At 63.8% G+C, this 19395-nt stretch carries 14 protein-coding genes; 7 read left to right on the plus strand and 7 right to left on the minus strand.

What is annotated here, in order from left to right:
- The first annotated feature begins 18 nt into the window (after positions 1 to 18).
- Positions 19 to 5064 (plus strand): ATP-binding sensor histidine kinase, encoded by a 5046-nt coding sequence (locus tag ACF8MI_RS23630; RefSeq protein ID WP_104833756.1) that lies wholly within the window; start codon positions 19 to 21, stop codon positions 5062 to 5064.
- A 119-nt stretch (positions 5065 to 5183) separates the two neighbouring features.
- On the opposite strand, the gene ycaC (ACF8MI_RS23635) is transcribed toward ACF8MI_RS23630, so the two are convergent.
- Complete coding sequence (ycaC, locus tag ACF8MI_RS23635; RefSeq protein WP_060498171.1) at positions 5184 to 5810, minus strand: isochorismate family cysteine hydrolase YcaC; 627 nt, start codon at positions 5808 to 5810, stop codon at positions 5184 to 5186.
- Positions 5811 to 5882: 72 nt separating this feature from the next.
- Complete coding sequence (locus tag ACF8MI_RS23640) at positions 5883 to 6245, minus strand: AraC family transcriptional regulator (protein ID WP_060498172.1); 363 nt, start codon at positions 6243 to 6245, stop codon at positions 5883 to 5885.
- Positions 6246 to 6382: 137 nt separating this feature from the next.
- Here ACF8MI_RS23640 and ACF8MI_RS23645 point away from each other — a divergent pair, with 137 nt between their 5' ends.
- The 3 genes from ACF8MI_RS23645 to ACF8MI_RS23655 all read left to right on the plus strand — a co-directional run bounded on the left by ACF8MI_RS23645 (position 6383) and on the right by ACF8MI_RS23655 (position 10366).
- Positions 6383 to 7357, plus strand: a complete 975-nt coding sequence (locus ACF8MI_RS23645) for a GlxA family transcriptional regulator (RefSeq protein WP_060498173.1) — start codon at positions 6383 to 6385, stop codon at positions 7355 to 7357.
- A gap of 237 nt (positions 7358 to 7594) precedes the next feature.
- Positions 7595 to 9382 carry a monovalent cation:proton antiporter-2 (CPA2) family protein gene (locus ACF8MI_RS23650; RefSeq protein ID WP_060498174.1) on the plus strand — a complete coding sequence of 596 codons (1788 nt, stop codon included), beginning with the start codon at positions 7595 to 7597 and terminating at the stop codon, positions 9380 to 9382.
- A gap of 690 nt (positions 9383 to 10072) precedes the next feature.
- Positions 10073 to 10366, plus strand: a complete 294-nt coding sequence (locus ACF8MI_RS23655) for a hypothetical protein (protein ID WP_104833754.1) — start codon at positions 10073 to 10075, stop codon at positions 10364 to 10366.
- Positions 10367 to 10481: 115 nt separating this feature from the next.
- Here ACF8MI_RS23655 and ycaC (ACF8MI_RS23660) read toward each other — a convergent pair whose 3' ends face one another.
- Positions 10482 to 11111 carry an isochorismate family cysteine hydrolase YcaC gene (gene ycaC, locus ACF8MI_RS23660; protein ID WP_019096456.1) on the minus strand — a complete coding sequence of 210 codons (630 nt, stop codon included), beginning with the start codon at positions 11109 to 11111 and terminating at the stop codon, positions 10482 to 10484.
- A gap of 135 nt (positions 11112 to 11246) precedes the next feature.
- On the opposite strand from ycaC (ACF8MI_RS23660), the gene ACF8MI_RS23665 reads away from it, so the two are divergent.
- The 3 genes from ACF8MI_RS23665 (at position 11247) to ACF8MI_RS23675 (ending at position 15131) form a co-directional block, all read left to right on the plus strand.
- Positions 11247 to 12158, plus strand: coding sequence for a LysR substrate-binding domain-containing protein (locus tag ACF8MI_RS23665; RefSeq protein ID WP_060498178.1), 912 nt, complete (start codon positions 11247 to 11249; stop codon positions 12156 to 12158).
- A gap of 110 nt (positions 12159 to 12268) precedes the next feature.
- Positions 12269 to 13531, plus strand: coding sequence for an OprD family porin (locus ACF8MI_RS23670; RefSeq protein ID WP_060498179.1), 1263 nt, complete (start codon positions 12269 to 12271; stop codon positions 13529 to 13531).
- A gap of 1 nt (position 13532) precedes the next feature.
- Positions 13533 to 15131, plus strand: coding sequence for an MFS transporter (locus ACF8MI_RS23675; RefSeq protein WP_156866868.1), 1599 nt, complete (start codon positions 13533 to 13535; stop codon positions 15129 to 15131).
- A gap of 104 nt (positions 15132 to 15235) precedes the next feature.
- Here the strand turns inward: ACF8MI_RS23675 and ACF8MI_RS23680 are convergent, their stop codons facing one another.
- The 4 genes from ACF8MI_RS23680 to ycaC (ACF8MI_RS23695) form a co-directional block, all read right to left on the minus strand.
- Complete coding sequence (locus ACF8MI_RS23680) at positions 15236 to 17077, minus strand: amidohydrolase (RefSeq protein ID WP_177337091.1); 1842 nt, start codon at positions 17075 to 17077, stop codon at positions 15236 to 15238.
- A gap of 315 nt (positions 17078 to 17392) precedes the next feature.
- Positions 17393 to 18211, minus strand: coding sequence for an alpha/beta fold hydrolase (locus ACF8MI_RS23685; protein WP_060498182.1), 819 nt, complete (start codon positions 18209 to 18211; stop codon positions 17393 to 17395).
- Between the two features lie 39 nt (positions 18212 to 18250).
- Positions 18251 to 18559: a hypothetical protein gene (locus tag ACF8MI_RS23690; protein WP_060498183.1), complete on the minus strand. Its 309-nt coding sequence runs from the start codon at positions 18557 to 18559 to the stop codon at positions 18251 to 18253.
- A gap of 117 nt (positions 18560 to 18676) precedes the next feature.
- Positions 18677 to 19306 (minus strand): isochorismate family cysteine hydrolase YcaC, encoded by a 630-nt coding sequence (gene ycaC / locus ACF8MI_RS23695; protein ID WP_060498184.1) that lies wholly within the window; start codon positions 19304 to 19306, stop codon positions 18677 to 18679.
- Positions 19307 to 19395: the final 89 nt, after the last annotated feature.

The raw sequence follows: 19395 nt of genomic DNA on the forward strand, positions 1-19395 counted from the left end.
GCTAGCAGGGGGTGCTTTATGCTCGATGAACGCCTTGCCCACAGGCCCATCGAATACGACCAGTCGGTCGACGAGGGCTGGCTGAACCGGTGCGACATCAGCGCGCTGGGCCAGGAAGGCGAGCTCAGCTACTTTCGCCTGCGCGACCCGGCCACCCATCAGGCCTGGATCGCCGTGCGCGCCCCACTTGAGGCCCCCGCCGCCTGTCAGCGCCTGGAAAGAGACTACCGCCTCCAACTGGACCCGCAGTGGGCGGTGATCCCGTCTGCGTTCGTGCGTTCAGCCGAAGGCCCGCTGCTGGTGTACCCGGCTGGCCACTCAGTCGCCGACCTGATCGCCGAAGGCCCGGCAGCCCTAGCGCCATTTCTCGACATCGCGGTAAATGCGGCCAATGCCTTGGCACAGGCTCACGCAGGCAATGTGCTGCATGGCGCGCTACAACCCGAGTACGTGTGCCTGTACGCCAGCCAGCGAGTGCGCCTAGGCTGTTTTCGCGCCGACCTGGCGGAACTGATTGGCGAACAAGGCGCCCCCCTCGGCAACTGGTCGTACCTGGCACCGGAACAGGTCTGCCCGCACGGCAGCAGCAGCGATCAGCGCAGTGACATCTATGCCCTGGGTGCGATCCTGTACCAGTTGCTGCTGGGTGAACTGCCGCTGGCAGGGCGCGACACTCAGCACTGGCGCCAGCTGCATGCCGGCGTGCAGCCAAGGGCGGCCTGCGAAGTGGACAGCAACGTGCCACAGCCGCTGAGCCGGGTGCTGGCCAAGGCGCTGGCCAAGGAGCCCGACGCCCGCTATCAGAGTGCGCGCGCCCTGGCGGTAGACCTGGCCCACTGCCAGCGGCAATGGGCCGCCAGCAAGACCATTCAGGGCTTCGAGCCAGGCTGCGCCGACCCCGCCACGCCTGGCCGCGAACGCCTGTATGGCCGCTGCGCCGAACAGAAGGCCATCGCCCTGCTGCTCAAGGCCCTGCGCCGCGACAGCAAGCCGCAAGCCCTGTTCATCAACGGCGCCACCGGCATGGGCAAGTCGACTCTGGTCGAGGCAGCACTCAAAGCCAACGCCCAGGGTTACTGGGCCATCGGCAAGTGCAACAGCGTTGCCCAAACCGTGCCCTACGCACCCTGGGTCGACATTCTCGGTGCGCTGACCACCCAGTTGCTGGCCAAGAGCAGCCAGGCCCTCGACAGCCTGCGCCGCGAGATCCTGCGCCGCATCAAAGGCCATGGCCGGCTGCTCGGCAAGCTGGCACCAGACCTGCAACTGATCCTTGGCCCCTTGCCCGCGTTGCCGGCCAAGCCCACGCGCCTGGCACTGCAGAAGGAGCTACGGGCGATCGTCGAGTTCTTGCAGGTGTTCAGCCGCCCCGGTCAGCCGCTGGTGCTGTTCTTCGATGACCTGCAGTGGGCCGACGACGCCAGCCAGCAACTGTTGACGCAACTGCTGGCTCACGCACCCGGCAACCTGCTGTTGATCGTCGCCCGACGCAATGATGCGCCAGCCAGCAGTGCCCCCCTTAGCCTGCCCGCAACGGTGCGCAGCACCACGCTGAACCTGCGGCCTCTGGGTGTGGACGCGGTGTCCGAGCTGATCGGCGAGCGCTACCACATCGGCCCCGAGGACGCATTGCCGGTGGCCGTGCTGGTGCACGACAAGACGGCGGGCAACCCGTTCTTCATCCATCAGATCCTCCGGGCCATGGTCGAGGACCAGCTGTTCACCTTCGACACCCAGGCCATGCGCTGGTCATGGTGCCTGCAGGCCGTGGCCCGCCACCGCTACTCCGACAATGTCGCCGACCTGATGATCCACCGCCTGGCCCGCCTGCCGATGCCGCAGCGCGATCTGCTGCGGGTGGCCAGCGCGGCGGGTAGCCGCTGCGATGAGCGCTTGCTTCAGCAGGTCCTTGCCCAGGCGCCTGGCGAACCGTTGAGAGCCTTGATTGGCGAGGGTTTCCTGCAACAGGGCCAGAACGGCCTGGGCTTTGCCCATGAGCGGGTGATGGAAGCCGCGTACGCGCTCACGCCCATACGCGAACGTACCCAACTGCATGCACGTATTGCCCTGGCCATGCGAAAGGCCTGGCCACGCCACCTGCACGAAGCACTGTTCGAGCTCGCCAGCCAGCTGCAACGCGCCAGCCCATGCGGGTTTGCAGCAGATGACTGCGAAGCGTTCCTGCAGCTTTTGCGCGAAGCAGCAACGCGCGCGCGCGACGGTGGCGCTTTCGAGCAGAGCGCAGGCTACCTGCACACCGCCGAGCAGCTGCTGCAGCACGGCGCCACGCTGGAAAGCCGCGCCACACATGGCTTTGCCATCGCCTGCATGGCGACGGAGTGCGACATACAACTGTCGCGAATGATCGCAGCCGAAGCCCGGATCACCGAATGCCGCCAGCGCGCACGTTCGACGCTGGACCAGGCGCGGGTGTGCCGCCTGCAGGCACTGCTGCATACCTTGCGCGGCGACTATCAGGCGGCCATCGACAGCGCCATATCCGGCCTGGACTTGCTGGGTATAAGCCCGGTACGGGGCATCGACTGGCAACAGGTCGAGGCGAGTCATGCCCATGTGCAGGCCTTGGTCGAACAGAAAGGGCGGCACTGTCTGGAGTCGCTGCAGCGCACCGATTCGGAAGAAGTGACGGTTGCCATCAGCCTGCTGGCCACCCTGTCGTCATCGTTTTTCGTCAAAGACGACATCTGCTTCCTGCACCTGGCCAAGCTCATGGAGCTGTCGCTGCTGCACGGTGCTGCCCCGGGCAGCACTTATGGCATGGCCTGGTACGGGGTGATGATTGCCGAGCGTTTCGGCGCTTACCATGATGGCCACGCCTGCTGCCTGGCCGCACTCAAGCTGATTGAACGGCACGGCTTCGACGCGGACCTGACCAGCGCGCTGCTGGCCCTGGACCAGGTCAGCGCCTGGACCTCGCCCATGGAGTTCACCCGCCGTACCGCGCTGGATGCGGTCGATTCAGGGCGCCTGAGCGGCGACCTGGCGATGAGCTGCTACGCCTGCAACCACCTGGTTTCCGACTCGCTGTTCATGGGCCGTTACCTGCCAGACGTGGTAGAGGAACTGGCGCAAGGCCTAACCACCGTACGTCGCTACGGTTACCGCGACGTCGAGCAGATCCTGCTAGCCCAGCAAGCGTTCGTCACCCGCTTGAGCGGCACGCCCTGCCCAGCCTCGGCCACAGCCTCGAAATCGCCCACGACGCGGTTCTTCCAGTACCTGTTCGCCGGCATGTGCGACTTCTACCTGGGCAATATCCCGCAGGCCATGCGCAACCTGGCACTGGCCGCAGACAACACCTGGGCAGTACCGGCGCACATCAACCTGGCAGACTTTCACCTGTTCCGCGGCCTGGCCCTGGGCAGCCCCGAGGCCGCTGGCAGCATTGCCGACAAGCTGCGCGAGCTACAGGCCCTGCGCGAGCGCTTCGGCCGCTGGGCCGGTTTCAACCCGGCCACCTTCCGCAACAAGCTGTTGCTGATCGAAGGCGTGATCGCCAAGCTCGAAGGCGACGGCCTGAGTGCCATCCGCTGCTTCGACCAGGCGCAGATCGCAGCCGCCGCTGCCGGCTTCATCCACGAGCAGGCCCTGGCCCATGAACAGCTGGCCGAGGTATGCATCCCCAGCGGCCTGATTTCCGGTGCCAACCTGCACCTGCGCATTGCCCGCGACTGCTTCCATATCTGGGGGGCGACCGGCAAGGTGCATCAGCTGGAGGCGCTGCACCCCTTCTTGCGCACCCAGCCGATCCAGGAGGCCTGCCACACCGACCACCAGGCCAAGCGGGACCTGGAAGCCGGCATAGAAGCGGCGCGCGCGTTGTCCGAAGAAGTGCTGCTCGAAGGGCTGATCGAAACCTTGATGGGCCATTTGACCCAGCATTCAGGTGCTGACCATGGCGCGCTGCTGATCGTCAGCGGTGCCGAATTCCAGATGGCTGCCCTCGCCTACATCGACGATGCCGGGCTGCACGTGAGCATGGACAACTGCCAGAAGTTCATGACCCAAGCACCACTGTCGGTCATCAACGCCACCATGCGCACACGCAAGCCACTGGTGCTCAACGATGCCCAAAGCGACTGTCCCGAAGCCTTTCGCCATGAGCTGCAGGCGCGCAATGCCCGCTCGGTGCTGTGCCTGCCGCTGGTGATCCAGGGCGTGCTGATCGGCCTGGTGTACCTGGAAAACCGCCTGGTGCCCAATCTGTTCGGCAGCCAGCGCCTGGCCATGCTGGAGATCCTCGCCTCGCAGGCGGCGGTGTCGCTGCAAACCGCCAAGTTCTATACGCGCCTGGCCGAAGACAACCAGAGCCGCGCCCAGATAGAGGCCGAGCTGCGCCGCTCTCGTGCAGAGCTGGCCCGCAGTGCGCACCTGCAGGTGATGAACGAGCTGTCGGTGTCCATCGCCCATGAGATCAGCCAGCCGTTGCTGGGGATTGCCTCCAACGCCGCCGCCAGCCTGCGCTGGCTCAAGCGCGCCAAGCCCGACCTGGAAGAAGCGATTGCCGGCCTGGAAGACATCCGCAACGACAGCGAGCGTGCTGCCAACATCGTGCGTGCACTGCGTTCGCTGGCCAAACAATCGCCGGTGCAGCTCAAGGCCGTGAAGCTGGATGAGCTGATCCGTGAGGTCGTGCGTCTGACCTCGGCCGAAGCCGCCAAGGGCACGGTGGACGTGCAGACACGCTTGCAGGCAGGGGTGAGCGTGATGGCCGACCCGGTGCAGTTGCAGCAACTGGTGTTCAACCTGATTACCAATGGGCTGGAGGCGCTGGCGGGGTATCGCGGCGATGGGGTGCTGCGGATTGCTTCGGCGGTCGTCGGGGATGCGGTGGAGATTTGCGTGGACGACAACGGGCCGGGAATTGCGCCTGAAGAACGGGAGCAGGTGTTCGGGGCGTTCTACACCACCAAGAGCGGTGGTATGGGGATGGGGCTGGCGATCTGCAGTTCGGTGGTGCAGGCCCATGGTGGGGAGTTGCAGGCACTGGCATCCGAGCTGGGTGGTTGCCGGATTCGCTTCACTCTGCCTGTGAATCCTTAACAGCCTGTACCGGCCCTTTCGCGGGTAAACCCGCTCCCACAGGGACCCCACAGCCCTCAGGTTACGCACCACTCCTGTGGGAGCGGGTTTACCCGCGAAGAGGCCGGTACAGGTTTACATTAACGCGAGGTCAACGCCGCATAGCTGTTCATCAGGTTGCGGTAGTTGGGAATGCGCTGCGACAGCAGGTTACCCAGCCCTTCGATATCGTTGCGCCAGTCACGGTGCAGCTCACACGCCACCGAAAACCAGTTCATCATTTGCGCGCCCGCCTGGGTCATGCGTACCCACGCTGCCTGTTGCACGGTTTCGTTGAAGGTACCCGAAGCATCGGTCACCACAAACACCTCAAAGCCTTCAGCCAGTGCCGACAAGGTCGGGAATGCCACGCACACATCGGTTACCACGCCAGCAATGATCAGCTGCTTGCGGCCGGTGGCCTTGATTGCCTTGACGAAGTCTTCGTTGTCCCAGGCGTTGATCTGGCCGGGGCGGGCAATGTAGGGCGCATCCGGGAACATTTCTTTCAGCTCGGGCACCAGCGGGCCGTTCGGGCCTTGCTCGAAGCTGGTGGTGAGGATGGTTGGCAGGCCGAAGAACTTGGCCAGGTCACCCAGGGCCAGCACGTTGTTCTTGAACTCGTTGGGCGAGAAGTCCTGCACCAGCGAGATCAGGCCGGTCTGGTGGTCCACCAGCAGGACCACGGCGTCGTCTTTGTTCAAGCGCTTGTAATCAGGTTGGCTCATGGGGTGACTCCTTGGGTTGGGATGACGGGCCGGCACTGTCCGCAAGGGGCTATACCGGTGGATAGATACGGCTTAAGAAATGGCCTGCGCCTGTCGCCAGGCCTTGGGCGGCTGGCCAACCAGGCGGCTGAAGGCGCGGGTGAAATGGGCCTGGTCGCAAAAGCCGCATTCCAGGCTCACATGCGTTATCGGCGCTTCGGTGACGAGCAGACGCTTGGCCTTTTCCATGCGTGCCAGCAGGCGCCAGGCCTGGGGCGAAAGGCCGGTATTGACCTTGAAGGCGCGGGAGAAGTGGCTGCGGGTGAGGTTGCATACGCTGGCGATCTCGATGATCGACAGCGAACTGCGCAGCATCAGTTCCTTGGCCTGGCGCAACCGCGCGGGCGTCAGTGCGCCGGGGGTTTGCAGCGGCGCTTGGGGCATGCCGGGGTGCATGGCGACTCTCCTGTTGAATGCAGAAAGTCTCGCCCCCGGCACATGACAAAGTCCTGAGCCAAACCTGAATTATTCTTAATTGTGCGCGGCGGTATACCGTAAGATGCACGTTGTATTCAGCTACCGAGCGAAGAAGCATGCAGGTAAATGCTCACCGCACCGTGGCCATGGTGCTGTTCAACGATGTGCTCTTGCTAGATGTGACCGGGCCCATGGATGCGTTCGCCATCGCCAACCGTTTTTTGCCGGCAGAGCGGCAATACCGGCTGCTCACCCTGGCCGAAGGGCAAGCAGCGGTGCGCGGCTCCTGTGGTCTGAAAGTGGTGGCCGACCTGCGCCTGGAAGACTTGCCGGACGCCGTCGACCTGTTGCTGGTGCCCGGCGGCCCTGGCGCGTATGACATTGCCTTGCCAGCGCTGGAGCGCTGGTTGCCACGGGCGGTGCACAGCGCCAAGCGCTTTGGTGCCATTTGTACCGGGGTGTTCCTGCTGGGCCGGGCGGGGTTGCTGGACGGCTACCGCTGCACCACCCACTGGAATTACGTGGAGCGCCTGGCGCGGGCATTTCCTCAGGCCAAGGTCGAGACCGAGCAGATCTATGTGATCGACCGCTGTCTGATTACTTCGGGCGGGATCACTGCGGGTATCGACCTGGCGCTGGCGGTGGTGGCCGAGGACCACGGCAAGGCGCTGGCCCTGGAAGTGGCCAAGGTGCTGCTGGTCGCCCGTCATCGCCAAGGCGGGCAGACCCCGTACGGGCCGTTGCTGGCGGCGGTGCCGCGTGATGATTCGCCGATTGCCCGGGTACAGGCGCACATCGTCGACCATATCGAGCAGGCGTTTACCGTGCAGAAGATGGCCGACCTGGTGGCCATGAGCAGCCGTAATTTCGCCCGCACGTTCCAGCGCGAGGTGGGGATAACGCCGTTGCAGTACCTGCAGAATGCGCGGATCGACCGGGCGCGCAAGCTGCTGGAAGGCAGCGACCTGCCGTTGAAGGTGGTGGCGGCGCAGTGCGGGTTTGGCAGTGACCGGCATATGCGCAAGGTGTTCTGCGAGCGGATTGGCATGACGCCGGCGCAGTATCGGGCGCAGTTTGGTGGCGATGGATAGTTAGATCTGCGCTGCCTTCTTCGCGGGCATGCCCGCTCCCACAGAGATAACACAGGCCTGAAGGGTTGTGCCGTACTTGTGGGAGCGGGCGCGCCCGCGAAGAGGCCGACACAGGTTGTCTCATTCTTCGGGACAATCTTTCTCCCTGAAAGCAGATTGTCTACCACCCCCTCATTCCCCAGAATTGTCGGCCAAACTGTTCAAACGCTGCCCCGGCAGCTCATGGAGTACGAGCCAATGCCACACGAAGGCAGCCTTCTGCAAACCGCCGTCATCTTCCTGCTCGCCGCAGTCCTCGCCGTCCCCCTGGCCAAACGGCTGCAGCTAGGCGCCGTACTCGGCTACCTGCTCGCAGGCGTTATCATTGGCCCGCAGGCACTGGGCCTGATCCGCGACACCGAAAGCGTGGCGCACATTTCCGAGCTGGGCGTGGTGCTGCTGCTGTTCATCATCGGCCTGGAACTGTCACCCAAGCGCCTGTGGCTGATGCGCAAATCAGTGTTCGGCGTCGGCACCGCCCAAGTGCTGCTGACCGGCGCGCTGATCGGCGCCATCGCCCTGTTCGGCTTCAGCCAGACACTGCCAGCAGCCATCGTACTTGGCCTGGGCCTGGCGCTGTCCTCCACAGCCCTCGGTCTGCAGAGTCTGGCTGAGAGCAAGCAGCTGAATGCCCCACACGGCCGCCTTGCCTTCGCCATCCTGCTGTTCCAGGACATCGCCGCCATCCCGCTGATTGCCTTGGTTCCATTACTGGCCGCCAGTGGCCCGGACACCAGCCACGGCGACAGCCTGCAACACGGCTTGAAGGTATTCGCCAGCATCGCCGTGGTCATCATCGGCGGCCGCTACCTGCTGCGCCCGGTGTTCCGCACCGTGGCCCGCACCGGCCTGCCCGAAGTGTCCACCGCCACCGCGTTGCTGGTGGTGATCGGCACCGCCTGGCTGATGGAAGAAGCCGGTGTTTCGATGGCTTTGGGGGCGTTCCTCGCCGGCTTGCTGCTGGCCGACTCGGAGTACCGCCACGAGCTGGAATCGCAGATCGAACCGTTCAAGGGCCTGCTGCTGGGGCTGTTCTTCATCAGCGTCGGCATGGGCGCCAACCTGCGCCTGTTGCTGGAAATGCCGCTGGTGCTGCTGGGTTTGACCCTGCTGCTGGTGGCGGTGAAGCTGGTGCTGCTGATTGGCGTCGGCCGCCTGGCCGGTGGCCTGAACAGCGCCAGCGCCCTGCGCTTGGGCATGGTGCTGGCTGCCGGCGGCGAGTTCGCCTTCGTGGTGTTCAAGCTGGGCAAGGACCAGGGGCTGTTCGACACCCAGACTTACGACCTGCTGCTGATGACCATCACCCTGTCCATGGCCATCACCCCACTGCTGATGCTGGGCTGCGCCCGCGCCCTCAAGCGCCCGCAGCCTGTGCGGGAAGTGCCTGAGCAGTACAAGCAGATCCAGACGGATACGCCGCGGGTGGTGATCGTCGGCATGGGCCGCATGGGCCAGATCGTTGCGCGCATCCTGCGGGCACAGAAGATCCCGTTCATCGCCTTGGAAACCTCGGTGGACACCATCGAAATGACCCGCATGTTCGAACAGGTACCGGTGTTCTACGGCGACCCGCTGCGCCCCGAAGTGCTGCATGCGGCCAAGGTGGGTGAGGCGGAGTACTTCATCATCACCATCGATGACCCGGAAGCTGCCATTCATACGGCTGAACGCGTGAAGCGCCTGTACCCGCACCTGAAAGTGCTGGCCCGGGCACGTAACCGCCAGCATGTGCACAAGTTGGTGGATGTGGGTGCAGAGCCGATTCGCGAGATGTTCTACTCCAGCCTGGAGATGACCCGCCGGGCATTGGTAGGGTTGGGCTTGAGCGATGAACAGGCGGCGGACCGGATTGCGCGGTTTACCCAGCATGACGAGGAAGTGCTGGTGGCCCAGGGGCAGGTGCGCGATGACAGGGCCAAGGTGATGCAGACGGCCAAGGAGGCGCGGGTGGAGTTGGAGCGGTTGTTTGATTCGGATGCGGATTGAAGGCCTTTGGCGTACGCCTTGAGGGGGGTGGCGCCTATGAGATCGAGCGCCGCCCGCGCGGCGCATCGCGAGCTGCGCTCGCTCCCACGTTTGTTTCGGGCCAATTATTCCTGGGGAATTTGCGCGCGTACGCCTTGGCACATGGCGCAATATCGCGTCGTACAAACAAGACGGTCGCGCGCGTCTGCCGCAGGCGTTTCTGGCCCGAAACAAACGTAGGAGCGAGCGTAGCTCGCGATGCGCCGCGCGGGCGGCGCTCGATCTCACAGGCGCCAAAAACCTATCGCCTGGCACCTGGAGGCCATCCTGCAACCTCCTGACGATCACCTCGCCGCCATTACGCGCACCCAAAAACATCACAGAATCGTCCGATTCTCAGCAAGGTCCTACTTCCCGGCCAACCATTTCCTACGTTACCGCCGCCTCCGAGGATTTATCCTACACACCGTGTCGACGCCCGTCTGATTATCCGTGGAAGCCCTGCTCTCTAGGCTGACCGGGTCGCTGTCGGTTCAGCGATCGGGTGTGGAAACCCGGCAGGTAATCGGAACAGCTGTCGTCATGGCAGTTGCACGCGGGAGGCCGTATGGCCTGCCGGGGTTCCGATAGCCCGGCTTTCCACCCCGCGTGCAGCCGCCACCCTTCGCGTGGAAACGGATGGTGCTGGCCAACCTCTATCGGAGTTTGGCTATGAAAAAGATTGTTCCGGATCCCCCCCTCCCCGACACCACACAACGCCCTTTCAGCCGCTGCGATGCCGGCCATCCCCCATTGTTCACCGTAAACCCAGGCGTCTCCGCCCACGACGCCTTGGTACATGTCGCCCAGTACCTGCGCGGTGCCTATGACTGTGGCTATAAAGCCCTGGAGCATCTGGATGACACGGGCAAAAGCCTGTTCTGGAGCAACCTGAATGCACTCGAAATGGCAGAAGGGTTGGTTGAGGCATTGCTGGATGGGATTGAGTCACAGCCCATGAATTGATGTTGCCTGTGCCGGCCCTTTCGCGGGTTTACCCGCGAAGAGGCCGGTACAGCAAACAAAAAAGGCCGGCTCCCTACAGAGGGAACCGGCCTTTATGCGTACTGCTACTGATTAATTACTTACCCGCAGTCAGCGCGTTGTAGCTAGTCATTAGGTTGCGATAATCCGGAATGTGGTTGGAGCACAGCGCCGCCAGCCCTTCGATATCGTTGCGCCAGTCGCGGTGCAGCTCACAGGCCACGCCAAACCAGGTCATGAGCTGGGCACCCGCCCGGCTCATGCGGTCATGGGCTGCATCGCGGGTCATCTCGTTGAAGGTGCCGGACGCATCGGTCACCACAAACACATCGAACTCTTCTTCCAGGGCAGCCAGCGCTGGGAAGGCTACACAAACCTCAGTCACCACACCGGCAATGATCAGCTGCTTCTTGCCGGTGGCCTTCACCGCCTTCACGAAGTCTTCGTTATCCCAGGCATTGATCTGGCCAGGGCGAGCGATGTACGGCGCATCCGGAAACAGTGCTTTCAGCTCTGGCACCAGTGGGCCGTTGGGGCCTTGCTCGAAGCTGGTGGTGAGAATGGTCGGCAGGTTGAAGAACTTGGCCAGGTCAGCCAGGGCCAGCACGTTGTTCTTGAACTTGTCCGGCTCGATGTCGCGCACCAGCGACAGCAGGCCAGCCTGGTGGTCTACCAGCAGTACGGCAGCGTCGTCTTTGTTCAGGCGGTTGTAGGTGAATTTGCTCATGGTCTGTGCTCCTAAGGTTTTTGAATTTTTCAGCTATTCGGGGTGTTTCGCGTTGATGGGCACAGATTAAAATCATCACCTTTGCTGCACTAGACTGCGAAAACCGCCCTTAGCGTTCCGTTTGGAGAACGATCATTGGAAGACCTCAATTCCCTCTACTACTTCACCCAGGTTGTAGAGCACGGTGGTTTCGCCCCGGCAGGCCGAGCGCTGGACATGCCCAAGTCAAAGCTCAGCCGGCGCATCGCCGACCTTGAGGACCGCCTGGGCGTGCGCCTGCTGCACCGCACCAGCCGCCACTGCTCGCTCACCGAAATCGGCCAGGCCTACTACAACCGCTGCCTGGCCATGCGCGTGGAGGCCGAGGGCGCGGCGGAGATCATCGAGCGCAACCGCAGCGAGCCGCGCGGGCTGGTGCGTATCAGCTGCCCCACCACCCTGCTCAACTCCTGGGTCGGGCCGATGCTGACCCGCTACATGCTCAAGTACCCGCAGGTGGAGCTGTTCATCGAAAGTACCAACCGCCGCGTCGACCTGTTGCATGAGGGCTTCGACATTGCCCTGCGGGTGCGCTTTCCACCGCTGGAGAACACCGACATGGTGATGAAGGTACTGAGCAACAGTACCCAGTGCCTGGTGGGCCAGCCGCAGTACCTGAAGCAATTGCCCAAGGGCTTCGATCCGCAGCTGCTCGGCACGCTGCCGAGCCTGCATTGGGGCAGCGCACAGCGTGAGTACCAGTGGGAGCTGTTCCAGGGTGAAGACAGCAGCCGCAGCATTGTCATCCCGCATAGGCCGCGCATGGTGACTGACGATTTGTTTGCCCTGCGCCATTTCGTGGTGGCTGGGGTGGGGATTGCGCATTTGCCGCGAGTGGCGGTGCGCGAAGACCTGGCTGCGGGGCGGTTGGTGGAGTTGATACCCGACTGGCATCCGCGTTGCGGCATCGTGCATGCCATTTTTCCATCGAGGCGGGGGTTGCTGCCTTCGGTACGGGCATTGATTGATCATCTGGCTGAGGAGTTTGCCATCAGCGACATGGCTTGAGTGTTGGCCCGCGAAAGGGCCGGAACAGCCAAAACAGATCCCAGCACACCCTTACAAGACCCCTGGCCTATCCTTGCTCCACAGTCCCGGATCATCCCCCGGAGCCCCCCATGATCCGCGCCACTCACGGACCAGGCCGCGCCCTGCTCGCCACCCTCGCCCTCTGCCCCGCACTCAGCCAGGCCGACGAACCCGGCTGGTCGTTGCTCAGCCGCAACTACTTCCTGCACAGCGACTTCCGCTCGCCCTCTGCCAGCGGCCAGAACTACCGCCAGGAATGGGCCCAAGGCTTCATCGGCGAGGTCCGCTCGGGCTTCACTGAAGGCACGGTTGGCGTGGGCATCGACGCCCACGGTTTTCTTGGCCTGAAGCTCGACGGCGGCCGTGGCCATGCCGGCACCGGTTTGCTGCCACGCGACAGCAATGGCCGTGCCGAATCCGACTACTCCAGCGCCGGCGCGGCGCTCAAACTGCGCCTGGGCAACACCCAGTTGCGCTACGGCGAAATGAACGTGGAAACACCGGTGTTCGACACCGGCGACAAGCGACTGCACCCGGAGTACGCCACCGGCTGGTTCGTGCAGAACACCGACCTGCCCGACTGGCGCCTGCAAGCCGGGCGTTTCACCGCCTTCAACAACCAGGACAACAGCTCCACCCACGACGACTTCAGCGGCTACGGCGCCACCACGCACAACCGGGCCATCAGCGTGGCCGGTGCCTCCTTCGCACCCGACGGGCCGTTCGGCGCGGCATTGTATGCCGGGCAGCTGGAGGACACCTGGCGCCAGGCCTACCTCAACCTGAACCTGGCCGAAGGCAACTGGCGCGTGGACGGCAACCTCTACAAAACCCGCGACACCGGCAGTGCCAGCGCCGGAGCCATCGATACTCTCGCCTACAGCCTGCTGGCCAAGTACAGCTTCGGCGCCCAGGCGCTGAGCCTGGCCTACCAGAAGGTCGAGGGCGACACCCCGTTCGACTTCGTCGGCGGCGACTCCATCTACCTGGCCAACTCGATCAAGTACGCCGACTTCAACGGCCCGGGCGAGCGCTCGTGGCAACTGCGCTACGACCTCAACTTCGCCACCCTCGGCGTCCCCGGCCTGAGCCTGATGGGCCGCTACGTCAGCGGCCGTGGCATCGACGGCAGCCATGCACCCACGGGTGGCGCCTACGTGGGCCAGTACGGCGATGGCGGCAAACACTGGGAACGCGACATCGACCTGAAATACGTGGTGCAGTCAGGCGCCGCCAAGGACCTGAGCCTGTCGTTCTCCCACGTCAGCCACCGTGCCAACCAGGCCCAGGCCGGCGATGACATCGACCGCATCTACCTGATCATCGAATACCCACTCAAAGGCAGCTTCTGACATGAGCACATCCCCTTCAGGCGCCTGGAGCCCGTTGCGCAATACCACCTTTCGCATGCTGTGGATCGCCACCATCGCCTCCAACATCGGCACCTGGATGCACGAGGTGGGCGCCGGCTGGTTGATGACCACGCTGTCGGCCAGCCCGCTGCACGTGGCGCTGATCCAGGTGGCCGGCTCCCTGCCGATGTTCTTTCTGGCCCTGCCAGCGGGCGCAGCGGCGGATATCGTCGACAAGCGCCGCTACCTGTTGCTGGTGCAGCTGTGGATGTCTGCCGTGGCCGTGGTGCTGGCAACCCTTACCCTGCTCGGGCTGATGAACGTGACCTTGCTGCTGGTGCTGACCCTGGCACTGGGCATCGGCACGGCGCTGATGATGCCGGCCTGGAGTGCGCTGACGCCGGAACTGGTAGGCAAGGAAGACCTGGCCAACGCGGTGGCCATCTCCAGTGTCGGCATCAATGTGTCCCGCGCCATCGGCCCGGCCTTGGCCGGCGTGGTGGTGAGCCTGGTCGGCCCATGGCTGACCTTTGCCCTGAATGCCATTTCGTTCGCCGGGGTGATCCTGGTGTTGTTCCTGTGGAAGCGCGAGGTGAAGGAGCCGCTGCTGCCAGCCGAGCGCTTCGTGGGCGCCATGCGCACCGGCCTGCGCTTCGCGCGCAGTGCCAAACCCTTGCAGGCTGTGCTGTTGCGGGCCGTGGCGTTCTTCTTCTGTGCCAGCGCCGGCACCTCGCTGCTGCCGCTGATCGTGCGCGGCGAAATGCACGGCACTGCTGCCGACTTCGGCCTGCTGCTGGCGGCCATCGGCATTGGCGCGGTGGCCGGCGCCACCCTGCTGCCGCGCCTGCGCGAACGCATCAGCCGCGACCGCCTGGTGCTGTTCGCCAGCCTGCTGTATGCGCTGTTCCTGCTGGCGCTGGCGCTTGTGCGCAACTTCTATGTGCTGCTGCCGGCGATGCTGCTCAGCGGGGCGGCGTGGATCGCGGTGCTGTCCAACCTGCAGGTGGCGGCGCAAACCTCGGTGCCGGCCTGGGTGCGGGCGCGGGCGTTGTCGGTGTACATCCTGATCTTCTTTGGTGCCATGGCGTGTGGCGGGTTGCTGTGGGGCACGCTGGCCAGCCATGCGTCGATCACCTTGAGCCTGCTGCTGGCGGCGGGTGGCTTGGCCCTGGGTACATTGCTGACCTGCAAGGTGACCCTGCCGGAAACCGAAGCCGAAGAGCTGACACCGTCGTTGCATTGGCCCGTGCCGGTGCTGAACGATGACATGGACAAGGAAAGCGGGCCGGTGATGGTGACGGTGGAGTATCACATCGACCCGGCCAAGGCCGAAGCCTTCCAGCTGGCGGCGCGGGAGTTGGAAGCCATGCGCAAGCGCAATGGGGCACTGTCCTGGGGATTGATGCGCGACAGTGCAGACCCGGCGCTTTGGCTGGAGTTTTTCTTCGAAGAGTCGTGGCTGGAGCATTTGCGGCATCACCATCGGGTGACCCGGGGTGAGCTGAAGATCGAGGCGCGGGTGCGGATGCTGCAGACGGATGGGGTTGAAGTGAAAATTCGGCATCTGCTGGCAGGCGGGGAGCACAAGGCTCACCACTGATGTTGGCTTTTCCGGCCTCTTCGCGGGCAAGCCCGCGATGAGGCCAGTACTGAAGGAGTAAAAAAAGGGGCCAGAAACTGGCCCCTTCTTCACATCAGCTCAGCTTAGAAAGCAAAGCAGGAACAGCCCAGCGCCCCCCAGAAGCCCTGGAAGTCATTGACCGGCACACTCGATTTACGCGCTTTGTCATGACTGTGCGCATGTACCCCGCACGGCCCCGAACACTGATGCACGGCTGCCGCCAGCGATGGCGTACCCACGCGCCAGTGCCCTGGCACCTTGGCCACCGGCGACCATTCCGGCAGTACCGGCACCTGTGGCGGGCCCAGCTTGTCGAATTCGGCAGCGCCGTACACCACCTTGCCATCGACAATGGTCAGTACCGACTCGATGCCCTTGATCGCCTCTTCATCAACGCTGAAGAAGTCCAGCGACAACGCCGCCAGGTCAGCCAGCTGCCCCACCTTGATCTGGCCTTTCTTGCCCTGCTCGCTGGAGAACCAGGCACTGCCCTGGGTGAACAGTTGCAGCGCGGTATCGCGGCTCAGGCCTTCCGGGTAAAGCTCCATGCCGCCAACGGTCTTGCCGCTGACCAGCCAGTACAGCGAAGTCCATGGGTTGTAGCTGGACACGCGGGTGGCATCGGTACCGGCACCGACCGGCACGCCCATGTCGAGCATGCGCTTGATCGGCGGGGTCTGTTCTGCCGCCTTGGCGCCGTAACGGTCGACGAAGTATTCCCCCTGGAAGGCCATGCGGTCCTGAATGGCGATACCACCGCCCAGGGCACGCACGCGCTCGATGTTCTGGGGGGTGATGGTTTCGGCGTGGTCGAAGAACCACGGCAGGCCGTTGAACGGGATGTCGCGGTTGACCTTCTCGAACACGTCGAGCATGCGCGTGATGGATTCGTTGTAGGTGGCGTGCAGGCGGAACGGCCAGCGCTGCTCGACCAGGTGGCGCACCACCGGTTCCAGTTCTTCTTCCATGGTTTGCGGCAGGTCCGGGCGCGGTTCGAGGAAGTCCTCGAAGTCGGCGGCGGAGAACACCAGCATTTCGCCGGCGCCGTTATGGCGCAGGAAATCGGTGCCGCTGTGCAGCTTGACGCTGGAGGTCCACTTCTTGAAGTCGTCCAGCTCTTCCTTGGGCTTCTGGGTGAACAGGTTGTAGGCGATGCGCACGGTCAGCTGGTTATTGTCGGCCAGCTCCTGGATCACCGAGTAGTCGTCGGGGAAGTTCTGGTAGCCGCCGCCAGCGTCGATGGCGCTGGTCAGGCCCAGGCGGTTGAGTTCACGCATGAACTGGCGGGTGGAGTTGACCTGGTATTCCAGCGGCAGCTTCGGCCCTTTGGCCAGGGTGGCGTAGAGGATCATCGCGTTGGGGCGGGCGATGAGCATGCCGGTCGGGTTGCCGAACTTGTCACGCTGGATCTCGCCACCCGGCGGGTTCGGGGTGCTCTTGTCGTAGCCGACGGCCTTCAGCGCTGCGCGGTTGAGCAAGGCGCGGTCGTAGAGGTGCAGCAGGAACACCGGGGTATCGGGTGCAGCCTGGTTGATTTCTTCCAGGGTGGGCATGCGTTTTTCGGCGAACTGGAACTCGTTCCAGCCTCCCACCACACGTACCCACTGCGGGGTTGGCGTGCGCGCAGCCTGGTCCTTGAGCATGCGCAGGGCATCAGCCACCGACGGCACGCCTTCCCAGCGCAGCTCCAGGTTGTAGTTCAGGCCACCGCGGATCAGGTGCAGGTGCGAGTCGTTCAGGCCGGGGATGACCGTGCGCTGCTTGAGGTCGACGATTTGCGTGGTGGCGCCCTTGTGGGCCATGGCCTCGGCGTCGTTACCCACGGCGATGAAGCGGCCATCCTTGATGGCAACGGCGGTCGCAGTAGGCTTTTCGCGGTCAACGGTGTGCAGTTTGCCGTTGAACAGAATCAGGTCGGCGGTCATGGAACCTCCTTGGGTGGATGCGTGAGCGGAACCGGCTTGGCCGGTGAAGGGCAATGCGGACCAGAGCGCGCCGGCGGCACCGAGCACGGTGCTGGTGGCGAGGAACTGGCGACGGGTCTTGTCGTTGCGGTCCTGGGACATGGTGTTCTCCGTCTCTGGGTTCGGCAGCAGCAGGCGCAACTGCGGAGCATGCCGGTTGACGCTGGGTCAGGGCTTGGATGGATGTGCGGTGAGCTGTAGAAGGTTAGCCCTGATCAACATTTGTGCTGCCAGGGCTGGCCTCTTCGCGGGTAAACCCCCGAATGCCTCCCGCAATTACCGCTGGAGAAACGCCAGCAAATCCTCATTCAGCTGCTGCGCATGGGTCACCGCAAACCCGTGTGGCGCACCGGCATACACCTTCAGCTCAGCCCCGCGAATCAGCTCTGCCGCCTGCTTGCCGGTGGTTTCGAACGGCACGATCTGGTCGTCGTCGCCATGAATCACCAGCGTCGGCACATCGACCTTGGCCATGTCCGGGCGGAAGTCGGTTTCGGAGAACGCCGTCACGCAATCCAGGGTGCCCTTGATCGAGGCCATCAGCGCGATGTTCAGGGTTTGCGTTTGCACGCCCTGGGACACCTGCTGCCCATGGTTCAGGCCATAGAACGGCGTGGCAAAGTCGGCGATGAACTGCGCGCGGTCGGCACGCAGGCCGGCACAGATACCCTCGAACACTGACAGGTCGACACCCTCAGGGTTGTCGTCGCGCTTGCCGAATACCGGCGTCACAGCCCCCAGCAACACCAGCCCGGCCACCCGCTCGCTGCCGTGGCGGGCGATGTAGCGGCTGACATCGCCGCCACCCATCGAGAAGCCCACCAGGGTCACATCACGCAGGTCGAGGTGTTCGATCAGCTGGGCAATGTCGTCGGCAAAGGTGTCGTAGTCGTAACCGTTCCACGGCTGGCTCGAACGGCCGAAGCCCCGGCGGTCGAAGGCGATGGTGCGGTAGCCGCGGCTGGCCAGGAACTCCATCTGCGAATCCCACATGTCGGCATCCAGCGGCCAGCCGTGGCTGAACAGCACGGGCTTGCCGCTGCCCCAGTCCTTGAAATAGATCGAAGTGCCATCGTGGGTAACAAATGTGCTCATGTCGGTATCTCCTTGAAGGTGTCGAGGTGAAGGCGTGGCTCAGCCGCGCAGCCAGTTGGCGCAGCGGCGGGTAACCCAAGGCATGATGTAGAACACCACGGGCAGGATGACGAACAGGTTGACGATGAGGTTGCCGGTGATCGGGCCGCCCAGCTGCGGGAAGCGTGCGAACAGCGGCGCCAGCAGTTGCGGAATGACCATGGTCATCGGGCAGATCACCAGGTAGGTCAGCAGCGCCTGCTTCCAGCGAGGCGGTTGTGAAACCGGGGTGCTCGAAGCGGTGTCGATCACCTGGTGTTGCAGGCATACGGTCACCACGTCGCGGTTGTCTTGGGTTGCGGTGTTCATCGGCGTTCCTTGGGATGAGCTTGCCCGCATCCACTGTGCAACGGTGAACGGGCGGAGGATTGGATGGGTGTGCTGCCCTTGGCGGGCACCGACTGCCGGTGCCCGGGGCGGTTTGGCTTACTTGCCAGCGTTGAAGGCGTTGTAGCTGGTCATCAGGTTGCGGTAGTCCGGGATGTGGTTGGAGCACAGCGCGGCCAGGCCTTCGATGTCGTTGCGCCAGTCGCGGTGCAGCTCACAGGCCACGCCGAACCAGGTCATCAGCTGGGCGCCGGCCTGGCTCATGCGGTCGTGGGCGGCGTCGCGGGTCATGGCGTTGAAGGTGCCGGAGGCATCGGTAACCACGAACACGTCAAACTCTTCTTCCAGGGCCGACAGGGCCGGGAAGGCTACGCACACTTCAGTCACCACGCCGGCGATGATCAGTTGCTTCTTGCCGGTGGCCTTCACGGCCTTGACGAAGTCTTCGTTGTCCCAGGCGTTGATCTGGCCTGGGCGGGCGATGTACGGGGCGTCCGGGAACAGGGCTTTCAGCTCGGGAACCAGCGGGCCGTTGGGGCCTTGTTCGAAGCTGGTGGTGAGAATGGTCGGCAGGTTGAAGAACTTGGCCAGGTCGGCCAGGGCCAGCACGTTGTTCTTGAATGCGTCCGGCTCGATGTCGCGGACCAGGGACAGCAGGCCAGCCTGGTGATCGACCAGCAGGACAGCGGCGTCGTCTTTGTTCAGGCGGTTGTATTTGAAGTTGTTCATGGGGTAGCTCCTAAGGGTTTTGATGTTCAGTAAGTGGGGTGTTTCGCGTTGATGGGAGAAGATTAAAACCATCACCTTTGGAGCGGTAG

The organism is Pseudomonas sp. yb_9, assembly GCF_043103635.1.
Lineage (GTDB): Bacteria > Pseudomonadota > Gammaproteobacteria > Pseudomonadales > Pseudomonadaceae > Aquipseudomonas > Aquipseudomonas monteilii.